The sequence below is a fragment of the Serratia sp. 201 genome (assembly GCF_037027545.1).
GTDB classification, from domain to species: Bacteria; Pseudomonadota; Gammaproteobacteria; order Enterobacterales; family Enterobacteriaceae; genus Serratia; species Serratia bockelmannii.
Genome location: NZ_JAXCHC010000003.1, coordinates 317,343 through 338,624 on the forward strand (window position 1 = coordinate 317,343; position 21,282 = coordinate 338,624).

General features: G+C 58.3%; 16 protein-coding genes. 1 reads left to right on the forward strand and 15 read right to left on the reverse strand.

The window, feature by feature from the left end; genetic code table 11:
• Positions 1-54: 54 nt before the first annotated feature.
• The 5 genes from WA302_RS17135 to WA302_RS17155 all read right to left on the reverse strand — a co-directional run bounded on the left by WA302_RS17135 (position 55) and on the right by WA302_RS17155 (position 7,157).
• The gene (locus WA302_RS17135) at positions 55-1,464 is read right to left on the reverse strand and encodes a carbohydrate porin (RefSeq protein WP_025304278.1); all 1,410 of its coding nucleotides are present in this window, start codon (positions 1,462-1,464) and stop codon (positions 55-57) included.
• 197 nt (positions 1,465-1,661) lie between these two features.
• Positions 1,662-2,588, reverse strand: coding sequence for an aminoimidazole riboside kinase (locus WA302_RS17140; protein ID WP_025304277.1), 927 nt, complete (start codon positions 2,586-2,588; stop codon positions 1,662-1,664).
• Positions 2,589-2,765: 177 nt separating this feature from the next.
• Entirely contained in the window at positions 2,766-4,292 is a 1,527-nt protein-coding gene (gene abgT, locus WA302_RS17145) for a p-aminobenzoyl-glutamate transporter (RefSeq protein WP_025304276.1), read from the reverse strand.
• A gap of 100 nt (positions 4,293-4,392) precedes the next feature.
• A complete protein-coding gene (locus WA302_RS17150) occupies positions 4,393-5,844 on the reverse strand; it encodes a M20 family metallopeptidase (protein WP_336064636.1) in 1,452 nt (483 codons plus the stop codon).
• Complete coding sequence (locus WA302_RS17155) at positions 5,841-7,157, reverse strand: M20 family metallo-hydrolase (protein ID WP_197836178.1); 1,317 nt, start codon at positions 7,155-7,157, stop codon at positions 5,841-5,843. The genes WA302_RS17150 and WA302_RS17155 overlap by 4 nt, the downstream gene beginning before the upstream one ends.
• A gap of 272 nt (positions 7,158-7,429) precedes the next feature.
• On the opposite strand from WA302_RS17155, the gene WA302_RS17160 reads away from it, so the two are divergent.
• Positions 7,430-8,326: a LysR family transcriptional regulator gene (locus WA302_RS17160; RefSeq protein WP_025304273.1), complete on the forward strand. Its 897-nt coding sequence runs from the start codon at positions 7,430-7,432 to the stop codon at positions 8,324-8,326.
• A gap of 28 nt (positions 8,327-8,354) precedes the next feature.
• On the opposite strand, the gene WA302_RS17165 is transcribed toward WA302_RS17160, so the two are convergent.
• The 10 genes from WA302_RS17165 to WA302_RS17210 all read right to left on the reverse strand — a co-directional run bounded on the left by WA302_RS17165 (position 8,355) and on the right by WA302_RS17210 (position 20,777).
• Positions 8,355-10,478, reverse strand: coding sequence for a TonB-dependent receptor family protein (locus WA302_RS17165; protein ID WP_197765035.1), 2,124 nt, complete (start codon positions 10,476-10,478; stop codon positions 8,355-8,357).
• Between the two features lie 160 nt (positions 10,479-10,638).
• Positions 10,639-11,775: an ABC transporter substrate-binding protein gene (locus tag WA302_RS17170; protein ID WP_025304271.1), complete on the reverse strand. Its 1,137-nt coding sequence runs from the start codon at positions 11,773-11,775 to the stop codon at positions 10,639-10,641.
• 86 nt (positions 11,776-11,861) lie between these two features.
• A complete protein-coding gene (locus WA302_RS17175) occupies positions 11,862-14,006 on the reverse strand; it encodes a phosphocholine-specific phospholipase C (RefSeq protein ID WP_261456619.1) in 2,145 nt (714 codons plus the stop codon).
• 122 nt (positions 14,007-14,128) lie between these two features.
• Entirely contained in the window at positions 14,129-14,968 is an 840-nt protein-coding gene (queF, locus tag WA302_RS17180; protein ID WP_049204446.1) for an NADPH-dependent 7-cyano-7-deazaguanine reductase QueF, read from the reverse strand.
• Positions 14,946-15,842 carry a queuosine precursor transporter gene (locus WA302_RS17185; RefSeq protein ID WP_004937338.1) on the reverse strand — a complete coding sequence of 299 codons (897 nt, stop codon included), beginning with the start codon at positions 15,840-15,842 and terminating at the stop codon, positions 14,946-14,948. The genes queF and WA302_RS17185 overlap by 23 nt, the downstream gene beginning before the upstream one ends.
• Complete coding sequence (locus WA302_RS17190) at positions 15,843-16,457, reverse strand: helix-turn-helix domain-containing protein (protein WP_336064637.1); 615 nt, start codon at positions 16,455-16,457, stop codon at positions 15,843-15,845.
• A gap of 528 nt (positions 16,458-16,985) precedes the next feature.
• The gene (locus tag WA302_RS17195; protein WP_060434746.1) at positions 16,986-18,287 is read right to left on the reverse strand and encodes a cytosine permease; all 1,302 of its coding nucleotides are present in this window, start codon (positions 18,285-18,287) and stop codon (positions 16,986-16,988) included.
• Positions 18,288-18,307: 20 nt separating this feature from the next.
• Positions 18,308-18,997: a helix-turn-helix transcriptional regulator gene (locus tag WA302_RS17200; protein WP_025304266.1), complete on the reverse strand. Its 690-nt coding sequence runs from the start codon at positions 18,995-18,997 to the stop codon at positions 18,308-18,310.
• A 27-nt stretch (positions 18,998-19,024) separates the two neighbouring features.
• Positions 19,025-19,435, reverse strand: a complete 411-nt coding sequence (locus WA302_RS17205; protein WP_019453029.1) for a GNAT family N-acetyltransferase — start codon at positions 19,433-19,435, stop codon at positions 19,025-19,027.
• Between the two features lie 427 nt (positions 19,436-19,862).
• Positions 19,863-20,777 (reverse strand): alpha/beta hydrolase, encoded by a 915-nt coding sequence (locus WA302_RS17210; RefSeq protein WP_025304265.1) that lies wholly within the window; start codon positions 20,775-20,777, stop codon positions 19,863-19,865.
• Between the last annotated feature and the right edge of the window lie 505 nt (positions 20,778-21,282).

Genomic DNA, 21,282 nt, shown 5'->3' on the forward strand with positions numbered 1-21,282 from the left:
TTGCTAAATAAAAATGCCGCCGCGCAGTTTGCGACGCAGCGTCGTGAATCGATGTCAGAAGAAATACTTGAATCTGGCGCGCATGCCGTAACGTTGATCGTTGTCGCCGTTGGCGATCTTGTTGTCGGCGTTGGCTTCCAGCAGCGACACATAGGCGCCTAAATACAGATTGAAATTCTTCATATTCATAATGTTAGGTATCTGATACGACGCGTGAACGGTATGGATGTCGTAGTTGCCCGGTTCGCTGAGCGGGTTGTGGATATCGGCGGCGATCCCGGCGGTATTGAACTCTTTGATATTGTTATGGGCATAGATATAACCCAGTTCGAAGCGCCGCCACAGCACGTTCACGCCGGCGGTGAAGTCTTGCTCGCCTGAGGCATCCAGATAGGCGGTGCTCAGGTTGGCCACCACGCCGTTATCCGGGTTGGCGGCGCTGTTGTTCCAGCTCATCGTCATGCCGTAACCGTTGCGCTTGGACTGATCGACGAAGCGGCCCTGGCTGTCCTGATACCCGTAGGCGTTATTTACCACGTTGCTTTCCATTGCCGCCGCGATGCTGAAGGCGTCTTTTTTCCAGGCGATCACCGGGCGCAAATAGGCGACGTTTTTCTTATTGTCCAGGGCGTTGCCGTGATAGCGGCTGTCCTGGAACAGCGAAGTGCCGTCCTCCACCAGCGTGTTCAGCTCGAAATAGACATCACCGGCGTATTTGCTCAACATCAGGTTGCCGCCGCTGCTGCTGCGGCCGCGGCCTTCTTTCATCATGTAGATATAGCCGAAGCCGTCGGCGTACAGATCGTTGGCGGTATTGCCGGAGTATTGAATGAAAGTGTCCTGATTCAGCGGGAACATGTCGTAGGCTTCGAAGCGGCCGATTTTGGTTTGCCAGTTCTTTTCATTGCCGAAGAAGAAGGCGGCGTCATCCAGGTTCATTTTGCCGCTCATGTCTGCCAGCGGTTGCACGCTGAAGCCGGAGAAGTTGCCGTCCGGATTGCGGCGGTAGCCGTCCAGCCCGACCAGAATGCGGCCGTTGATATCCCAGCGTTCTTTGTTGCCAGGCTTCCAGTCTTTGTGGTCGCTGCCTTTCAGCGACGTCAGCTGGCCGCTGCGGCTGGCGCCGTCCAGATTGAACTCCACGTCGCCGTACAGTTTCAGATCATTGAATCCATTCAGTTTCAGTGCGCTGATCGGGGCAATTGGCGTTTGCGGCGCGGCGGTATGCTGCGCAATCTGCGCGGTTTGCCGTTCCGTGTTGGCGGTGCGCTGCTCCAGCTGTTGCGCCCGGCGTTCCGCCGCCGTCGCGCGGGTTTCAGCCTGTGCGGCGCGCCGTTCCGCCTGCGCCAGGCGCTGTTCCAGCGCGTTGAGGCGCGCCTCGATGCTGCCGCTGCCCGAGGCCGCTGCATTGGAAGCAGAGAGGAAAAGCCCTGTTGTTATCGCCAAATAGCTGAGTTTTTTCATCATCGTCTATCATCCGGGTAAGGGTTGTTATTATTTTTTGCTAAATTGCTAAACCGGTTTTTCAAGGCGAAAGATAACGATCAAGAAGCGGGCTGGCAATCAAGTTTGCTAACCCGATTCAGCTATTGTGATCGAGTGCGCAAATCGTGGGGAGTAAAAGACCACGGCGCCCAGGGGATCGCCGTGGATGCAGGGGATCAGCGCAGAAAAGCGGTGAGCTCTTCGGCGCGGGGCAGGGCGGTCATGGCGCCTTTGGCGGTGGTGGCCAGTGCGCCGCAGGCCTGAGCCTGGGCGATAACCGCCGGCCACTGCGTTTCCTGCGGCAATTCGTGAAGGCGTGCCAGCGCCGCTAACAGACCGGCGACAAACGCGTCGCCGGCGCCGGTGGTATCGACCGGCACGATCGACGGCGCGCGGAAATGGCGCAGGCGATGCCCATCGTGTACGCAGACGCCGTCGCCGCCCAGCGTCACCAGCAGCAGGCGTGTCGGGTAGGTTTGCATCATCCAGCGGATGCCGTTCTCTACATCGTCAAGGTGGCTGATGAAAGCCAGCTCTTCGCGCGACAGTTTCACCACGTCCGCCAGCAACAGCGCCTTTTGCAGGCAGGGGCGCAGCGCTTCCGGCTGGCGCCAGACCTCTTCGCGGATGTTGGGATCGAAACTGACCCGGCCACCGGCCGCCCGAATGCGTTCCATCGCCGCAAAGGCCGCGCTGCGGCTGGGTTCTTGTGAAAGCGCGATGGAGCAGAGGTGCAGCCATTCGCCCCGTTGGAAAGCCGGCAGATCGTCGGGCTGCAAAAACAGATCGGCGCTGGGCTGCACCATAAACGTGAATGAGCGCTCACCCTGCAGATCGAGATCCACCACCACCGTGGAAGTGTGGTGGTCGGGATCCGGTCTCATATGACCGATATCCACCCCTTCATCGCTCAGTACCTGCTGCAGAAAGGCGCCGAAGCCGTCTTGCCCCACACGCCCGATAAAAGCGCTGTCGCCACCGAGCCGGGCGATACCCACCGCCACATTCGCCGGCGCGCCGCCGGGGCATTTGAGATAACCGTTGGCATTTTCCGGCACCAGGTCGATCACGGCGTCGCCCAGTACCCATACGCGATTCATCATGCTTAATCCCTATTTTTGTCGTTGTCAGATGGTTAGCTAAAATAGAAGAACCGATTTAGCAAGGCAATGAAATAATCCTCAGAGCCGCTTGGGCAGTGAGGAAGATCAATCTTTCTACTGGGCTTGGGGGGAGGGAATCTGCCCCGCGAACCAGCGCGGGGCGAGATAGCAGAGCGTTTAGCCCAGCTTCGGATAGACGCCGGGACCGATTGGCAAGCCTAGCGCATACCAGACCAGCAGCAGCAAAATCCACACGCTGAAGAACACCAAAGGATAGGGCAGGATCAGCACGTAATAGGTGCCGAGCTGCGCGTCTTTGCGGTAGCGCTGCAGGAAGCCGAGGAACAGCGGCAGGAACGGCGACATCGGCGCCAGCGGCAGCACCGCAGAGTCGGCGATGCGAAAGATCATCTGGGCGAACGCCGGGTGGAAACCGAGCAGCATAAACATCGGCACGAAGATCGGCGCTAAAATTGACCAGATCGCCGAGCCGCTGGCGATGAACATGCACAGGAAGGCGGAGAGGAACATCAGGCCGAGAAATGCCGGTGCGCCACTCATGCCGGCGGCTTCCAGCATATCGGTCAGGCCGACGGCCATAAACTTGCCCATGTTGCTCCAGTTAAAGAACGCCACGAACTGCGACAGCGGAAATACCATCACGATAAAACCCGCCATGCTTTTCATCGGATCGAGCAAGTGATGGGGAATATCGTCCGGCCGACGGATCTGTTTGGTGACTACGCCATAGGTAATGGCGACGGTGAAGAAAAACAGGATGATGATCGGCACGATACCCTTGATGAACGGGGAAGGGATCACCGAACCGGTGTTTGGGTCACGCAGCGGCGCGGCCTCCGGCACCACCAGAGCGGCGATGATGGCGATAAACACCAGCGCGGCGATACCGCTCATCATCAGCCCCCGGTTTTGCAGCGGGGTCAGCGCTGCGATTTTGTCTTCGGCGCTGCCTTGCCACTTCGGCAGACGGGGCTCGATAAATTTGTCGGTGAGCAGCGCGCCTGCGATGGTCAGCACGACCACTGAGGTGGCCATAAAGTACCAGTTGTCGATCACGCTGACGTGAACCGCGCCATCCACCGCTTTGGTGGCTTCGGTACTGATACCGGAAAGCAATACGTCGGTGGTGACGATCAACAGGTTGGCGGTAAAGCCGGAGGCGACGCCGGCGATCGCCGCCAGCAGTCCGGCTATTGGGTGGCGGCCCACCGCCACGAACATCAGTGCGCCAAGGGGCGGCATCACCACCAGCGCGGCGTCCGACGATATATGACTGAAGAAGGCGATAAACAGCACCATATAACTGGCGTAGCGGGCGCTGACGCGCGAGGCCATTTTGTACATCAGCGCCTGCAGCAGGCCGACCTTTTCCGCCAGGCCGGCGCCTATCACCAGCGCCAAAATAGCCCCCAGCGGCGCAAAGCTGCTGAAGTTATGGATGATGTTGGGAAATATCCACTGCATGCCCGCCACGCTCATCAGATTATTCACCTTGATGAGTTCGCCGGTGGCCGGATTTTTCACCGCCACGTCGAGCCAGGAAAATAGCGCGGTGGCCAGCATAAGCACCAGGATCAAATAGACGAACAGTAAAAACGGATTAGGGATCTTATTGCCTATGCGTTCCACCCAGTAAAAAACGCGTCCGGGGCTTTTATTGATTGGCGTTGTGGCCTCACTCATGATTTTACCCTCTGTGTTTGCTCTGTTGTGTGATTGTTATTATTTGATTTATTTATAATTATGCTTAGTGGCCCGGTGAACCGGGCCCTGTCTGTTCATGCTATTTCAATGGGGAGGGTTTTACCCCTTGTGGGATAGGGCATCGATACGGCTGTTCGGCGCGTTGGTGCTCAAACTCGCTGCGGCAGCTCGCCAGCAGGGCGCTGTCGCTCAGCAGATCGATGGCGGTCGCCGCCATCACCTTGCCGGCCAGGCACATGCCCTTATGGGCGATAGCGGTGCGGCCCTGCGCCACCAGTTGCCAGGTGTGCAGAGGAGTGCCGAGTGCGAAACAGGGGCTAAAGCATTGGGCGGTTGGCGCCACCCAGCTCACGTCGCCAACGTCGGTAGAACCGTACAGCAGGTCGTCGGACTCCACATAAGGAGCGACCTCGTCCATCAGCACCTTATCTCCCAGCAGTTGTACCCACTCGCGCCCGGCTGCGCCGCCGGTGCGGGCTATGTTGAGTTTGGCGTTGCGCAGATCGTCGCGGCTCAGCGTCTGGCGGATTTCCTCGGCGAAGCGGCGTTCGGCGTCGCTGTACTCGGGCAGACCGAAATCACACAGGTTTTGATACATCGCGCGTTCCAGACTGCGGTTCGGCACATAGTTGGAGCAGGCCTTGTCGAAGCGCACGTCCATCTGGGTGTCAGTCATCAGCGCTGCGCCCTTGGCGATGTTAATCACCCGTTGGTAAATGTCCTGCGCCTGGTCGAGCTGCGGTGCGCGGATCAGGTACAACACCTCGGCGTCGGCCTGTACCACGTTGGGGGAGTTGCCGCCGGTGTGGGTGACCGCGTAGTGCAGTCGCGCTTCTTGCACGATATGTTCGCGCAGGAAGTTGGCGCCGGTATTCATCAGCGTCACCGCGTCCAGCGCGCTGCGCCCCAGGTGTGGCGAGTTGGCGGCATGGGCGGCGACGCCCTTGAAGTGAAACGCCGCCTGAATGTTGGCCAGCGTGCTGGTGTTGAACATGCCGCTGAAGCCTTCCGGGTGCCAGGTGAGGGCGGCGTCGACGTCGTCGAACAGGCCTTCGCGCACCATAAAGGTTTTGCCGGAGCCGCCTTCTTCGCCCGGGCAGCCGTAGAAGCGCAGGGTGCCGGTCAGCCGGTTCTGCTGCATCCACGCCTTGGCGGCGAAGGCGCCCGCCAGCGCCGCGGTGCCCAGCAGATTGTGGCCGCAGCCATGGCCGTTGCCGTTTTCCACCAGCGGCTGCGGCGTGGCGCAGCCCGCCTGCTGGCTCAGCCCGGCCAGCGCGTCGTACTCGCCCAGCAGCGCGATAACCGGGTGGCCGCTGCCGTAGCTGGCGATAAACGCCGTCTCGATGTCGCCCACGCCGCGTTCGACCGAGAAGCCTTCCTGTTCCAGCGCATCGGCCAGCAACGTGGCGGAATAGGTCTCGTTGAAGCGCGTTTCCGGGTGATCCCAAATCGCGTCGCTCAGCGTGCTGAAGCGGGGTTGACGTTGGTCAATGTAGTCGTCGATAAATGCCTGCAGTTCTGAGTTGCTCATGCTCCGCTCCCGAATGTCGGCAGGTTCAGCGCCAGCGACGCCAGCGTTTTCACCGCCACCGCCATCACCTGTTCGTTGAAGTCGAATTTCTCGTTATGGTGCCCGGCGCTCAGCTCGGTGCCGAAAATGACGTATGAGGCCTGGCCGCCGCGGGATTTCACCCGTTCCATCATGTAGGTGGCGTCTTCTGAACCCGCCGCCTGTTCGCGGCGATCGACCACCGAGGTCAGCTCGGTTATCTGCTGCGCCTGGCGGCGGATATAATCCACCCACGGTTGGGTCGGTTTGCTGCTCTGCGCCGCGCCCATCAGCACGATGTCGCAGGCGACGCCGTGCATTTTGGCGGCGCCTTCGATGGCGTTCAGGGCCTGCTGATAGACGAACGTGTTGATCTCATTGGTGGCGCCGCGCGTCTCCACCTTCATAAACGCCCGATCGGCGATCACGTTGCGGCCGGTGCCGGCCTGCAGCACGCCGACATTGATGCGCGAGCTGCCTTCGCTGTGGCGCGGGATGGCGTAAAGCCCTAGCGCAGCCTGCGCCGCCGCCAGCAGTGCGTTGCGACCGTCTTCCGGCTTGGCGCCGGCGTGGGAGGCGACGCCGCGGAAGGTAACGTCCAGCTTGCTGGTGGCCATAAAGCTGTCGCTGCCACATACCAGCTCACCGGCCGGCACGCCGGTGCCGATATGCACCGCGGTGAAGAAATCGACGTCGTCCACCACGCCGGCCTCCACCATCGATTTTGCGCCGCGTGTGCCTTCCTCCGCCGGCTGGAAGATCAATTTGACGGTGCCGCTAAGCAGGGACTCCAGGCTTTTGAACACGTGCGCCAGCCCCAGGCCGATGGTGGTATGGCCGTCATGACCGCATGCATGCATCATGCCGCTGTTGCAAGAGGCGAAGCCTTCACGGAACGGCAGGTGTTCGGGTTCCAGCAATTCGTTGAGATCGAGGGCGTCCATATCCACGCGGTAGGCGATAGTCGGGCCGGGGCGGCCGGTATCGAGCGTTGCGACGATGCCGGCGAAGCCGCCGGAAAAATGCGGCAACCATTTTTCCAACGCGCCCTGATTGCGGGCGCGCAGTTCCTGCGCCTCCAGCTCATCGGACGAGGGTAGTCCCATGCGCGCCTCGGCCTTGATGACCTCGCGGCCTAGCTGCAGGCGGTAACCCAGCCGATCGAGTTCTTCCGCCACCAGGGTGGCGGTGCGGAACTCAAACCAGCCGGATTCGGCATAGCGGTGGAAGTCGCGGCGCCAGGCCTGCAATTGCGGGTACAGATCGGCCACCAACATCGAAAGCGAATTAGTCATAGTGATATCTCATAAGTTATCGCGCGCTGGATCGCTCCAGGCAGCAGTTATGCTCTGAACTGAAATCAGACGGTGATGCTCTTGCAAATAAAAAGGTGTATTTGGTTACTAACTGCCGTGAATGGCGCTTATTGGCGCAGAAAATGCGCTTAATTAAGCGAAATAAGAATTTGGTTATTTATTATGTTTTTTCCGAATGTACACAATGGAATCTGGCTAAATAAGATGCCAATATCTTGCTATTGATAAATAACGGTTATCGCCTTTCGCCTATGCCAGCCTCGATAAAATTGCACCAATTACGTGCATTTGTGGACGTTAGCCGCCAGGGCAGCATCCGCGCCGCTAGCCGTACCTCACGCCTTTCCCAGCCTGCACTGACCAAAGCCATTCAGGAGCTGGAAGAGGTGCTGGGCGCCAAGTTGTTTATTCGCCGTAGCCAGGGTGTGGTATTGACCGACTGTGGCGATAACTTTTTCCAGCATGCCAGCCTGATCCTTGAGGAGCTGCGGGTGGCGCAGGAAGATATCCAGCAGCGGCTGGGGTTGGCGGGCGGCACGGTGAATATCGGCGTTGGTGGCAGCATTGCGCGTACTGTGATGCCGCAGGTGGTCACTCAGTTTCATCGTGAGTATCCCAACGTGAAGGTGCGCATCGTCGAGGGGCAGCTGGTGTCGATGATCCCTGAACTGCGTCAGGGCGAGCTGGATTTTACCGTCAATACCTATTACCCCAGCAGCCTCGACAACGAGTTGCAGTACGAACGGCTGATGGAAAAAGAGTATCGGGTGGTGGTGCGCAAAGGGCATCCGATGGAGGGGGCAACCTCGCTGAAACAGCTACAGCACTGCGACTGGACCATGCCGACGCCGAAAGGCAGTTATTACCGGCTATTGCACGATCTGTTCGGGGACTTGGGCATGGCGCCGTCGATCAGCGTAACCTGTGAGACCTTTATGGCCTGTACCAGCCTGGTGGCGCAGAGCGATTTTGTCAGCATTCTGTCGGTGGACGTGATTTCGGATCCGATTCTGGGCAAGCATTTGGTGCCGCTTGAGCTGGAAGAGAGTCTGCCGAAAGCGACGTTTTATCTTATCCAACGCAAGGACACCACCCTGACGCCGATGGGCGCGCACTTGGCGCGCCTGTTTCGTCTTTATTGTCGGTGATACCGAGGCCCCATCGGGGGCCTGGGTATCAGAAGGCGATCGACCCCTGCACGAAGAAGGTGCGTGGTTCGCCGACGTACTTGCCGAAGTTATTGTCGTTGGAGCGGGTAAAGTAGCGCTGATCGAACAGGTTTTTTACCCCGGCGCCCAGCGTCAGGTTCGACAGCTGCGGCCCGAAGTTATATTCCCCGCGCATATTCCACACCATGTAACCGGCGATGTTGCCGAACTGGCCATCGGCGCTTTCCTGCGTGATGTACTCCGGCCCGGTGCCCGGCGAATGCTGTTTCGACTGCGCATAACCGTCCAGATTCCATACCCAGCTGCCGGTGGCGTAACGCGTGCCGACGGTATAGACCTGGCGCGAGTAGAACGGCAGATCTTTACCGGCGAAGTCGCCCTTGTCGGTGCTGGCTTTGGTGTAGGTATAGTTGGTGTAGACGCTGGCGCCGTCGAGCGCCCGATTCAGCTCGCTGAGATCGTAGCTGAGCGCCAGCTCGATGCCTTTGTGCTTGGTGGCGCCCATGTTGGTCCAGCCCACGTCGTTGCTGATGTACTGCAGCTGGTTATCGAAGTCGATGTAGAACAGCGTGGCCTCGGCCTTGACCACGGTGTCGTCGTAGCGGGTGCCGAACTCATAGGTGCGCGCTTTTTCCGCCGTCAGCCCCGGCGCCGGCTGGTTGCCGTTGCCGCCTTTGGTCAGTTGGAAATACTGCATGCTGCCGAACGAGGTGTTGGCGTTGGCGAACAGTTTCCAGGCGTCGGACAGGTGGTACATCACGTTCAATGACGGCAGCGGCTCGCTGTAGCTTTTCTCGCGGCTGATGTTGTTGAACGAATCGTCCACGTGGGTGCGAATGCTTTCATAACGCAGGCCCGGCGTGACCGTCCAGTTGCCGACGTTAATGGTGTCGTCGATATAGAACGCGTTGGCTGCGGTACCGCCGGAGGTATGCTGGTAATAGTCCGGGGTATCCGGCGTCGAGCCGATATTCGCCGGATTATACCAGGCGGAACGCGATGCTTTTTCGTCCATGGTTTCATTCAGGTAGCGGTAACCGAGGGTGATCTCGTGCGCCATATTCCAGAAGCGAAACAGCTGCGAATAGCTTGGTTCGATCGCCCAGGTTGAATAGTGGCGCGGATAGGAGACCATGCGCCGCTGGCCCGCGTTTTTGCCGGTGCCTTCCGATTCGATGTTGCTGCCGCGGTAGCTGTCGGTGAAGTAGGTCAACACTTCGAACTGCTTGTCGTCTTCCTGATGTTTGTATTTGAACGACATATCCTTGCGGCGGCCTTCGAACTGATCCCACGGCCGCGTGGACTGGAACGGGTTCTGCGCGTATTGCGCGCTGCTCAGCCCGCCCGGCATGCCGGCTTTGGCGTCGTAGTAATGGAAATTGGCCAGCAGTTCGTCGCGATCGGTGAACGCATAACGCGTTTTCAGCATGAAATCGTCGATGTCGGTGTTGTCGTTGTTGTCGCGGTAGCCCTGGCCGTGCAGGCCGGAATAGAGCAGCTCGGCGCCGAGGCCGTTGTCTGCGGTGCCGCCCACGGAGGCGCTGGTCAGGGTCTTCAGGCCGCCGTGGCTGGCGCCCTGGGTTTGTACGCTGGCGGTGCCGCCAAACGTTTTGGGAATGTCGCGGGTAACGAAGTTGATCACGCCGCCGACGTTTTGCGGCCCGTAGCGCACCGCACCGCCGCCGCGCACCACGTCCACCGATTGCAGGTTACCGATCGATAGCGGCGCCATCGACAGCTGCGGCTGGCCGTAAGGCGCAACCGCCAGCGGGACGCCATCCATCAGAATGGTGGAGCGCGGAGAAAGACGCGATGTCAGGCCGCGCACGCCGACGTTGAGCGAAATATCGCTGCCGCCGGTGCCGTTGCTGTCGCGCACCTGCACGCCGGGCACACCGCGCAGGCTGTCGGCGATGGTTTGGTCGCCTTGCTCATGCATCTGCTGCTGGGTGACGATGGAACGCGCGCCCGGATGGTTGAGCAGCACTGAACTGGTATCAGGGTTGTCCAGCCAGTTGCCGACGACGGTCACGGTGTCGGTATCGTTCTGAGATGAGTTATCAGTAGCAAGGACAGGGAATGCGATGGCGATGGAAGCCGTCAGCAGGGAAAGCCGAAAAAGAGGTGACATAATAATGCCTTAAGAGTTTCAGACCCGGATGTGTTTTTTTAGAAAAGACAATCTTAATGATAATTATTGGCAAGTAAATAGAATTGTTACGGGATAGTTAAGTGGGTAACTAAATAATGAATGCGGGAAACAGGACCCGACTGGCGGGCCCTGCGGGAGGTTATTGTGGCGTAAGCCAGAAGACGCCGCTGTAATCCAGCGCGGTGAATTTCTGGTGCACCATTTCGATATCCGCTTGCGGATCAATATCTTTAAACAGCGCCGGGTGCAGGAATTTGGCGATCGCTTCAACCGCGATAAAGTTGAGCGGTGTGTCGTAAAATTGATGATAAATCGCCATCACGCGTTTTTCTTTCACCGCTTTCAGCACGTTAATACCGGTACGATCCAGCAGATGCGCCAGTTTCTTTTGGCTGGTGGCCATATCGGTGGTGTAACCCAGCGGTACCGCCAGCGTGCCGCGATGGCCACGGCTCCAGTCGGCACCGGTCAGCAGATAGAAATCCGGGTTGCTGCTGATCACCTGCTCGACGTTCACTTCTCCACCCATGTCTGAAAACAGCTTGCTGCCGATATTGTTGCCGCCGGCGGTATCGATGAACTGGCCGAAGCTGCCTTTGCCGAAGGTGTTGCAGCACTGTTCGCCTTTGATGCCGGCGCTGCGCTCGATGAAGACGCTGGGGCGCTGCTCCGGTTTCAGCGTGGCGACCCGCTGGCGCACCAGTTCGAGGCGTTGCTGATAGAGGCGGATAAAAGCATCGGCGTTGGGCTGCTCGTCAAACACTTTTCCCAACAGCGCCATGCTGGCGACGGTGTTGGTCAGCGGCTGCTGGCGAAAATCGATGATCAGCACCGGGATGCCGACTTTTTCCAGCTGGGTCAGCACGCCGCTGTCTTTCAATTTGCTCAGCAGGCCGATGTCGAAAATGATCAGATCCGGTTGGCGCACCACCGCGCTTTCCACGCTGAAATCACTGGTGTAGGGGTTGTCGAAGGTGGGGATCTGCATGACCTGCGGGAATTTTTTCGCGTAGGCCTCCACCAGATCCGGCGCTTTGACCTTCAGCGAGTTGTCCCAGGCGATGATGTTTTTCAGCGGCTCCTGCGGATGCAGAATATTCAGCGCCAGCAGCGCACGGGCATCGGCCAGGATAACGCGTTTGGCCGGTTGCGGCAGGGTGACCTGGCGGCCGGCGACATCGGTGACGACGATCGGCGCGGCTTGAGCGGTGCCGGCCAACAGCAACACACAGGCGGCCAACCAGCGGCCGGCTTTAGCGATAAGAACAGCGGGCATGAAGATCCTTGGGTAATCGGCGAAGAACGAGAACGCAATGATAAGCGATATCCTTTCGCTTTTTTAACTCCCTTGATGCCGATAGATCATCCCTGGCCCATCAGCGGGTCGCTGACGCTGTGCTCACCGTCCTCCAGCCGCCCCGCCAGGCGTCGCAGCCAGCCGGGGCCTCGCAGCGTAAGATCATACCAGCCGCCGCTGGTGCGGGCGTCAAACGTTTGCTGGTGGCTGCCGCCCGCAGGCAGCGTAATAGGCCACGGGCCTTGCTGAGTGTAAGGGCAGAGTTCGAGGGTGACCGCTATCGCTTCGGTGCCCGGATTATTCAACTGCAGCTGCAGGCTGCGGCCCGTTGGGCGCAAACGCACTTCCGGCTGCGGCCGACTCAGGACGCCGCGCAGCTCGCGATGAAAGCCGTTGGGGCCGAGCAGCCATAGATGGTACTCATTGTCCGCCTGCCAGTCGTCGCTGACCGCCTTGCCGGCCTCGACGGTATAGCGGCGCGGGATTTGCGTCAGGTCTCGCCGGTCGTAGACGTGAAATACCGCTCCCTGCTCGCCGGTATTGAACAGGTTCAACGTCACGCGGCGCTGCTCGGTCGCGACGGTGGCCTCGACGTGCAGCTGGTAGGGCAGTGCGCGGGAAGGGCGCGCCAGGCGGCGTTGGTGCGGCAAACGCTGGTGGGCGGGCGATGGCAGCGGCACCTGCGGCAGCTGTTCCTGGCGCTGGCGCAGGCCATCGGCGGCGTGGCGGCTGGTGGCGGGCAGGCTTGGCAGCGCTTCGCCGTTAGGGTCGACAAAGTTGAACGCTGAGGTGAGATCGCCACACACCGCGCGGCGCCAGGCGCTGATGTTGGGTTCATGCACCTGAAAGCGCTTTTCCAGGAATTGCAGCACCGAGGTGTGATCGAAGACCTGCGAATTGACCCAGCCGCCGCGGCTCCAGGGCGATAGCACCAGCATCGGCACCCGCGGGCCGGGGCCGTAGATGCGGCCGTCCGGCGGCGGTTGATCCTGCGAGCCGGGCGGCGCCACGTGCTGGAAGATCTCGGTGTCGAACGGCACGGTCGATTTACCGGCGAAGCTGCCGTCTTCACGCAGCGACGGTGCAGAAGGCGAAGGCATATGATCGAAAAAGCCGTCGTTTTCGTCGTAGTTGACCAGCAGAACGGTTTTGCTCCACACCTCCGGGTTATCGGTCAGCGCGTTGAGGATCTCTTGCGTGAACCAGCCGCCCTGCACCGGGCTGGAGGGATCGGGATGTTCCGAATAGGCCGCCGGCGCGATGATCCAGCTGACCTGCGGCAGTTTGCCCTGCTGCACGTCGGCACGGAATCCGGCCAGCATGGCGTCCAGATCGTTGCCGTCGGCGGCCGGCAGGGTGTTGCCGTTGCCCTTGTACAGCGGCGCGGTCGCGTTGAGCTCGTCGCGATAAGGCACGAAGGCGTTGAAGCCTTTTGGCGGCCGCGCCGGGTTGCCCACCTGAATGCTGGCGGCGCGGTATTGGCGGAAGCCCGCCAGCGGGTTGTCGGTAAAGTTGTCCGGCAGGAATTGGTACACCTTCCAGCTGACGCCGCTCGCCTCCAGCCGTTCCGGATAGGTTGTCCACTGGTAGCCGATCTCCGCCGGGCCGGGGCTGTCCCACTCGTTGACCACCACCGCCACGTCGGCGGCGGACGGGCCGTTGGTGCCGGTCCAGTGGAACAGCCGGTTGGTGTTGGTGCCGGCGTGGATAGCGCAGTGATAGGCGTCGCACAGGGTAAAGGCGTTGGCCAGTGCGAACTGGAACGGCAGCTCCTGCTGGCGGTAGTAGCCCATCGAGGCCGGCGTTTTGTAGGTGGGCCAGGCGCTCATGCGGCCGTGATCCCAGGCGGCTTGCTCATCCACCCACGAGTGCGGCGTGCCGGTGACGCGCTGGGCGTTGCCGCGTTTGCTGTCCAGATGGTAGGGCAGCACCAGCCGCTCGGCGCCCTGCTGCTGCCAGACGAGGCGATCGCCGGGCAATGGGATGGTAAAGCGATCGCTGAAGCCGCGTACACCCGGCAGGGTGCCGAAGTAGTGGTCGAAAGAGCGATTCTCCTGCATCAGGATCACCACGTGTTCGACGTCGCGCAGGGTGCTGGTGCGGTTATTGGCGGGAATGGCCAGCGCTTTGCGAATCGAGGCGGGCAACAGCGTGAAAGCCGATCCAATGGCGGCGGCCCGCAGTAGGTCTCTGCGAGAAAGGTCAGGCATGCGTCGTTAATCTCCGTCAGTGTGCTTTGAAGATAGCCGCTGACGACGATAATGGCGAAAAATAACAGGGAGATGAAAGCGAGGAAACAATGCTCCCTGGCGGGAGCATTGGGGAGTAACGCTTACTGCCTGATCAGGCGGCCGAGCGCTGGCGCCGTTTCGAAATCGCTGCGGAAGGGGTTGATGTCCAGGCCGCCGCGGCGGGTGTAACGCGCGAACACGCTGAGTTTTTCCGGGCGGCAGCTCTGCTTGATGTCGTTGAAAATGCGCTCGACGCACTGCTCGTGGAATTCGTTGTGCTGGCGGAAGGAGATCAGGTAGCGCAGCAGGCTTTCGCGATCGATTTTGCGGCCTTCATAGTGGATCACCACGCTGCCCCAGTCCGGCTGGTTGGTGACCAGGCAGTTGGATTTCAGCAGATTGGAAGACAGCGTCTCCGCTACGTGCTCCCCTTGATCGGCCGCGCCGCTCAGGTATTCCGGTTTGAAGGCGAAGTCGTCGACCGCGATATCCAGATCGTCGATGTTGATGCCCGGCAGACGATCGATCTGCGCGGGGTAACCTTCCAAACCCGGATAGAGCTTGACGGTGACCTGGCCATTGGCCGCCTGCGACAGATCCTTCTGCATGGCGGCGCTCACCTGTTCCACGCTGTCGAAGCGCGTTTGGTTGAAGCTGTTGAGATACAGCTTGAACGATTTGGATTCGATCAGGTTGGAAGAAGAGTGTGGGAAGGTAAATTCGCCGATGCCCACCACCGGTTTGCCCTTGCCGTTGAGCCACGACAACTCGAAGGCGGTCCACAGATCGAAGCCGCTGAATGGCAGCTGCTGCTCGTCCACGCCGATCAGATCGCGGCCGCGCGCGCGCGGCAGGGCTTCGAGCAATGCGGGTGCATATTGATCCGGATAATCGGAGTTCGCGCCAAGATGGGTGATCTTATCTTGCTTTTGGATATGCATATTCATTGCCCTTTGCTTGTTCGGTATTGATGTAGCGGTTAAACAGACTGCGGGTGGCGTAGATCGGCCCGACGCCCAGCAGGGCGTAAACCACCTTGATCAGGAACTGCGACAGGATCATGGTTTTGATGATGTCCCAGCTCAGCACGTTGTAGAACGCCAGCGTACAGAACACCACGCTGTCGATGGCCGACGCCACTACGGTACTGGTGATCACGCGCACAAACAGGTAGCGGGAGTTGGTCAACTCTTTGATTTTGCAGAGCAGGTAGGAGTTGACGTTCTCGGAGATCAGATAGGCCGCCGACGAGGCCACCAGCACCGCCATGATGCTGTGCACGATACCGTTGTAGGTCTCGCTGTACTCCCACTGCGGAATACTCGGCACCAGCGTTGTTACCCAGACCCCCAGGACGAAGGTCAGGTTGGCGATAAACGAGATGATAATCGTGCGCCGTGCCAGCCGCAACCCGTAGAATTCGTTGAGGATATCCACCAGAATGAACGTGAGCGGGTAGATGAAGATCGCCGGCGGCGTGATGAGATTCAGCACCGGGATTTGGATCGGCTTGACGCCGCACAGCGTTGAGAAAATATAAATCACGCTGAGCGCCACGGTAATAATCAGGTAGGCGTACCAGGAGCGTTCGTGGCGATCGCTGAGCTCGTAGGCGGTTTTTTGTTGGTTATCGCCATAGAGTTTGCGGTACAGCGCCTGCAGCTCGTGCCGGCTCAGATCTTCTGATATTTCGCTGTCGGCCAGCTCATTCAGCCCCATGGTAATGGTTTTGCCGGTGGCCAATACCATGACATTGGCCGCGATGGTGCCATGCCGGGTGAAGCCCAACAGCTTGAACTTCTGATTCGGTTCCATTTATAACCTTTCTCCAACGATGTAACCCAGGAATTGCACGGTGTCCTGAGGGCGTTTGTCCATGCTTTCGCTGTCTTTGTCGTCAACCACAAAGAAGCCGCGTTTTCCCGAGTGATACAGCAAAGGTGAATCGCAAATCAGTACCGGCGGCCTTTTGATGATGATGACCTCGCCGGGAATAAATGACCCTTTAATTTCGGTCTCTATTTTCATTGCCAACATGTTCGACTCATCGCCGAAGAAATAAGTCAGAGGAAACTCGGTGACCAGCTGCCCGATCTTGCGCTGCGAGACGGCCAGATAGCGCGACTGGGGGATCACCGGAATGGCGGAAGGGTTCTTGTTGCTTTCGGTGGACAGCGTTTCGTTGAGCAGCTCCAGTTTTTCCAGATCGTAGTCTTCGATCTCTTCACAGGAGACACCGAAGAAGTCGGAGATCCGATTCACGGTGGATTGCTGAACGTTGTTCACTCTTCCGTCAAGAATTTTGTAGAGGGTAGTGCGCGTCAGGCCGCTGCGATTGGAAAAGGAAGCCTTGGTTTCACCGCGGGTACGCATCAGATATTCAATATTTTTAATGATGTTGATTTTGCGCTGTGCGTTGGTGGTTTTCATTGGCTGTCCTTACAAACATTACGCAGGCTTCACTATATCTTACGCATTGGCGTTGTCCAGATAAAAAGGCGCAGACGAGCGGGTAACGAACTGATTATTAGCGGTAATTATTGTTTACCGTCAGCCGTTTAGCGCAGTGATGTCAGCGGGGGTAGCCTGCTTCCTCTGCGAGAAAGATAAAGCCGTGCAAATCAATTGATTAGGTTTTACTTATAGAAAAGTGAACACAAAAGCCGGTTTTATGTTTACTTTTATGTTGACCAAAGCCGATTTCATGGGCTACTGTTCATGCAAGCTGAAGTTTTTCTTTACGATCAAAATACGGAAGCCGACAGTTTTTATAATAAAAAGCTCAGAGGGGGCATTGCCACACTCTGAGCATAAATGGATAGCTTGACCGACACCAGGGACCCTAAACACCACGGCCGTTTGTCTGCGCGATCGGCCCCATCTTTTGCATTGAATCCCCTTTTCGAGCGTCAAACACTCCCCCGATACCGGAGGAGTGCATTACCGCGTGCGCGAAAATCAGAGAGACTTCTGCGAGGCCAGCGGTTTTTGCGCCCGACTGAAGGCCAGTTTAAGCACCCAATACAGCAGGCTGGCCGCTACCAGGGAATTGATGGTCGGTACGCCCCATTCGGTCGCCAGGCCAACGGCGCCGCCGGCGATGCTGGCGACGATCGCCGCCCAGCCGATGGTTGGCGTTTCGTTCGGCAACTGGCCCATGCGGCGGCTCTCGTCCAGGATCTTGCGGTGGCTGCGCAGCAGGTAATAGTCCACCAACATGATGCCGATAATCGGCGGGAAGACCACGCCAAGCACCGTCAGGAAGTCGACGAAGCGGTCGAGAATGCCCAGCACCGACAGCGTAGTGCCCAGAATCCCGATCACCAACGTGGTGTAGGTGTACTTCAGCTTTTTGCCGGTGATGCCTTCCACCGCGTTGACGATGCCCAGCGAAGAGGAATACAGGTTGAGATCGTTGACGCGCAGGGTGGAGAACACCACTACCAGCAAACCGGCGCCGCCGGCCGCTTGTGACATGATGGTGACTACATCCGCGGTGCCCAGGGTTTTGGCGATCAGGATCGCCAGGCCGTTTACCACGAACTCGCCGGCGATGATGGTGAAGAGCGTGACGCCGAGCACGTGCTTGCCGTTTTTGGAGTAACGGGTCAGATCGGGGGTCATCAGGCTGGCCACGATGGCGCCGCCGACGACGATGGTGATGCCGGCGCTGATGGTCAGCGGTTCACCCGGCGGCGCCAGCTGGATGATCTCCTGCAGGTTATGCCCGGAAAGCGCGGTCACTGAAATAAAGGCCACCAGCATGATGAACATCGGCACCGCGATACGTGCGGCGATGCGCAGCGCCTTGAAACCGAATGCCACCAGGATAGTCAACAGCGTGCCCGAGAGCCCGGCGGCCAAGCCAAAGCCCAGCTTATTGCCGAGCGCGAAGTCGAGCGACTTGGCGAAAATGGCGTTCTGAATGCCGAACCATCCCAGCAGGCTGACGGCCACCACCACGCCGATCAGCACCGAGCCCAGACGGCCGAAGCCGCACCAGCGCGCCAGCAGGCTGCCGGAAATGCCTTCACGCATGCCCGCCAGCCCCAGGCCGTAGGTCACCACGCCGAAGATCAGGCTGCCGACGAAAATGGCGGTGAAAGCGTCAATCAGCGTCATGGAGTTGCCGAGTACGGCGCCGAGCATGAACTGGTCCAGCGCGGTCAACATGCCCATATGCACGATGGCCACGCTTAAAAACGAGACTCTTTTATCCTGCGGCACCCGGGTGAGCGGATAATCTTCGATCTTTATCACGGTGAGATCTTCCTTGCGGTTCAAATAAACTGAATGCCTTTGGTTATCAGGCGATCGGGAATGTAGTTATCCAGATTGGCGTATTTGCAGTATTCCTCAAATTGTTGCTGAGTATGCACGTTGGCCTTCTGGTAAATGTTATAAATGCGGTTTTCGATGGTCTTATTGCTGACGTTATAGATTTTTGCGATCTCTTTTACCGTAAATCGTTGCAGCATAAGAAAAATGACATCGAGTTCGGCACGGGTGAACAGCTCGTTATTGACTTCGGTGGTCAACACGCTGGGTTTTTGCTGATTGATGTATTTCAGCGGTGACAGGCTGTTCATCGGCTTGGCGTTCCAGATCACGCCAATCACCTGTTTGTCATCGTTGTACACCGGTAGCTTTTCGCTGATAAACGGCGTCAGGCTGTCTTTGCCGTACCAGTAGTGGGTTTCTATGACCGTGACCCGATCGCGCGCTGCTTCGGTCATCTTGTCATGCTCGATAAAGTCGGCGGCGGAGTCGGCCCAGTCGGCGGGGAATTCGTGGTCATATTTGCCGGCGACGTCGAAATTCAGCGGCGTATTGGTATAGAGATAAGCGGCACGGTTCATATAGAGGTGGCGGGACAGCTGGTCTTTGATGCCCCAGGGCTCGCTCAGGTGCTCCATCATGGTGATGAGGCCCTTAAAATAAGATTCATTATTTTTATGCGATGAATCCATACCTACCTCTGCGCCGCTCAGGCCGCGTTACAGGCTTTTAGCCAGGTAATGGCGGGTGTGGCGATGCGCGTAGTCGCCCAGCTCGCCGTAGACCCGGTAGCCCAGTTTTTCGTAGAAGCCTCGGGCCTGGAAATCGAAAGTATCGACATAGGCCATATGGCAACCGCGCTTGCGGGCTTCTTCTTCGGCCAGTTGCATCAGCTGGCGGCCGTAACCGCTTTTGCGACATTGATCGCCGACCCACAGATACTGCACTTCCAGGCCGCCCCACCAGGTGCGTGCGACCAGGCCACCGACGATCTGCTGGTTGTCGTCAGTGACGGTCAGGAACAGTGGGTGAATGTCTACGGGCTGGGTTTTATGGTTGTGAGCCCAGAGGCTGTCGATAACGAACTCTTCATCCTGCGGGTTGGGTTTGTCGGTGATATTAATATTCATTTTTAATATAATTCCCTGATTTAATTATTCAAAACTGAACTAGGCGCTTTCGCCCTAACCGCTTCTAATATCACTTTCATTAATGTATTTCAAGGGTGGTTTTCACCCTTTTCCGCCAGGTGAGAGGCCGCTTATAGTAGGTGCCACAGGGAGAAGAAAATAGTGAAACAGGCGGTATTAAAACGCTGAAATGCCCTGCTAACACCATCTTTTCCTACTTGCGCCTCACCAGGGCCCCACCGGGAAAACTGCAGTACTGTATGGCTCCACCGGATAGAGCAAGCTCACTTGCCGACGGGGGAGCCACTTTGTTTTTTGACGCCCCCACCCGCGCCCGCCATTCTCTGTCTCAGATAGTAAACACTCTTCTTATCAGAAGATATGCGCCGCAGATGAAAATATGGCCGATAGCTTCTGATCCGCTGATTTAGTCCTCTGCAATGACGCTGCCCAGCGCCGGCTCGATGGCCGCACCCAGCATGGCGCCGTGTCCCAGGGCAGGCCATTCGCGATAGCCGACGGTGAGACCGTCGAGCTGTGCCAGGTGTTCGGCCAATAAACGCGTTGCGTCCGCCGGCAGAGCGGGGCTCTTCACGCCGGGCGGGGCAGCCCGATCGCGTTCTGCCAGGCCAACCCACAGTTGCAACCTGGCCGCCGGCGCCGCGCGCCGTTCTGTCATCTGCTGTGCTTCTTGCAGGATCATGCCGTCGCCCCACCACAGCGAGGGTTCCACGGCGATGTAGCGCTGAAAGGCGGTGGGATGGGTGAACAACGTATGCAGAACGAAGAGCCCGCCGTAGGAGTGCCCCCACAGCGTTTGCCGCTGAGGATCGACCGCCAGTTTGGCGGCGATCGCCGGTTTGATCTGGGTCTCAATCAATTGCAGGAACGCATCCGCGCCCCCGACGGCCCGCGGCGGTTTCTTCATGCCTGCCGGCAGAGGGAGCGTATAGTCGTAGGTGCGGCCGGCGGCATCGATGCGCAGATCGTTGTCATAGCCGATCATCACCAGCACCGGTGGCCGCTTCGTTGCTGCCAATTTGGCCAGTAAGGCGGCGTTCAACTCCATCAGCACCGCATTGCCGTCGAGGAAATAAACCGTTGGATAGCCGTCTGGCACAGGCGCCTGACGCGGTTGGGCGATGCGAACACGATAATGCCGTTGGCCATCGGCGGAGGTGAATCGCAGATCGCTGAAGCGGTAATCCGCAGTATCGCTATCGGCTACGGTAGTGCCGATCTTGCGTTCTAAATCGGGCCTGGCCATCACGGAGCCCGGCAGCCAAAGGCCGATGGCGAGCGCCAGAAGCGCGGAGATAAAATGCCGGTTGGACAATAACATGCGGATCAACATCCTCGAAAAAGGCCGATAGTAGCATCCGTTCGCGCCCGGTAAAAACCTACCTTTAGGGCGGACATTCCGGTCGCGAAGCGCTGCCAGCCGTTGCTTTGCCAGGTTAATAGCAACTCATTGTTATTATTGGTAAGTCAGGAATAAGAGGGATTACAATTAATTAGAAATAGTTATGGTTTTTATGGAGGGGGAAATGGTGAAGGTAGGTAAAAACACACGGTTATCAACGATTTTTAGCGAAAAAAGCCCTATAAAATAGGGCAAAGACACACAACAACACCAGGGAAACTTTCCTGGATCTTATATTATAGCTTCCTATACATATAGAACATTTTATTATAAATATGTAAGTGATTCTTATTAATCACTTAATACCATTTTTTTTCAAATGGTTATGTGATCTGACTGGCGTATTGCACTTGGGTCGGGTGTGGGCTGCCAGGGATAGGCAGCAGAGATTTTGCTGTAACGGTGGCATGAACAGGCGAGGTCA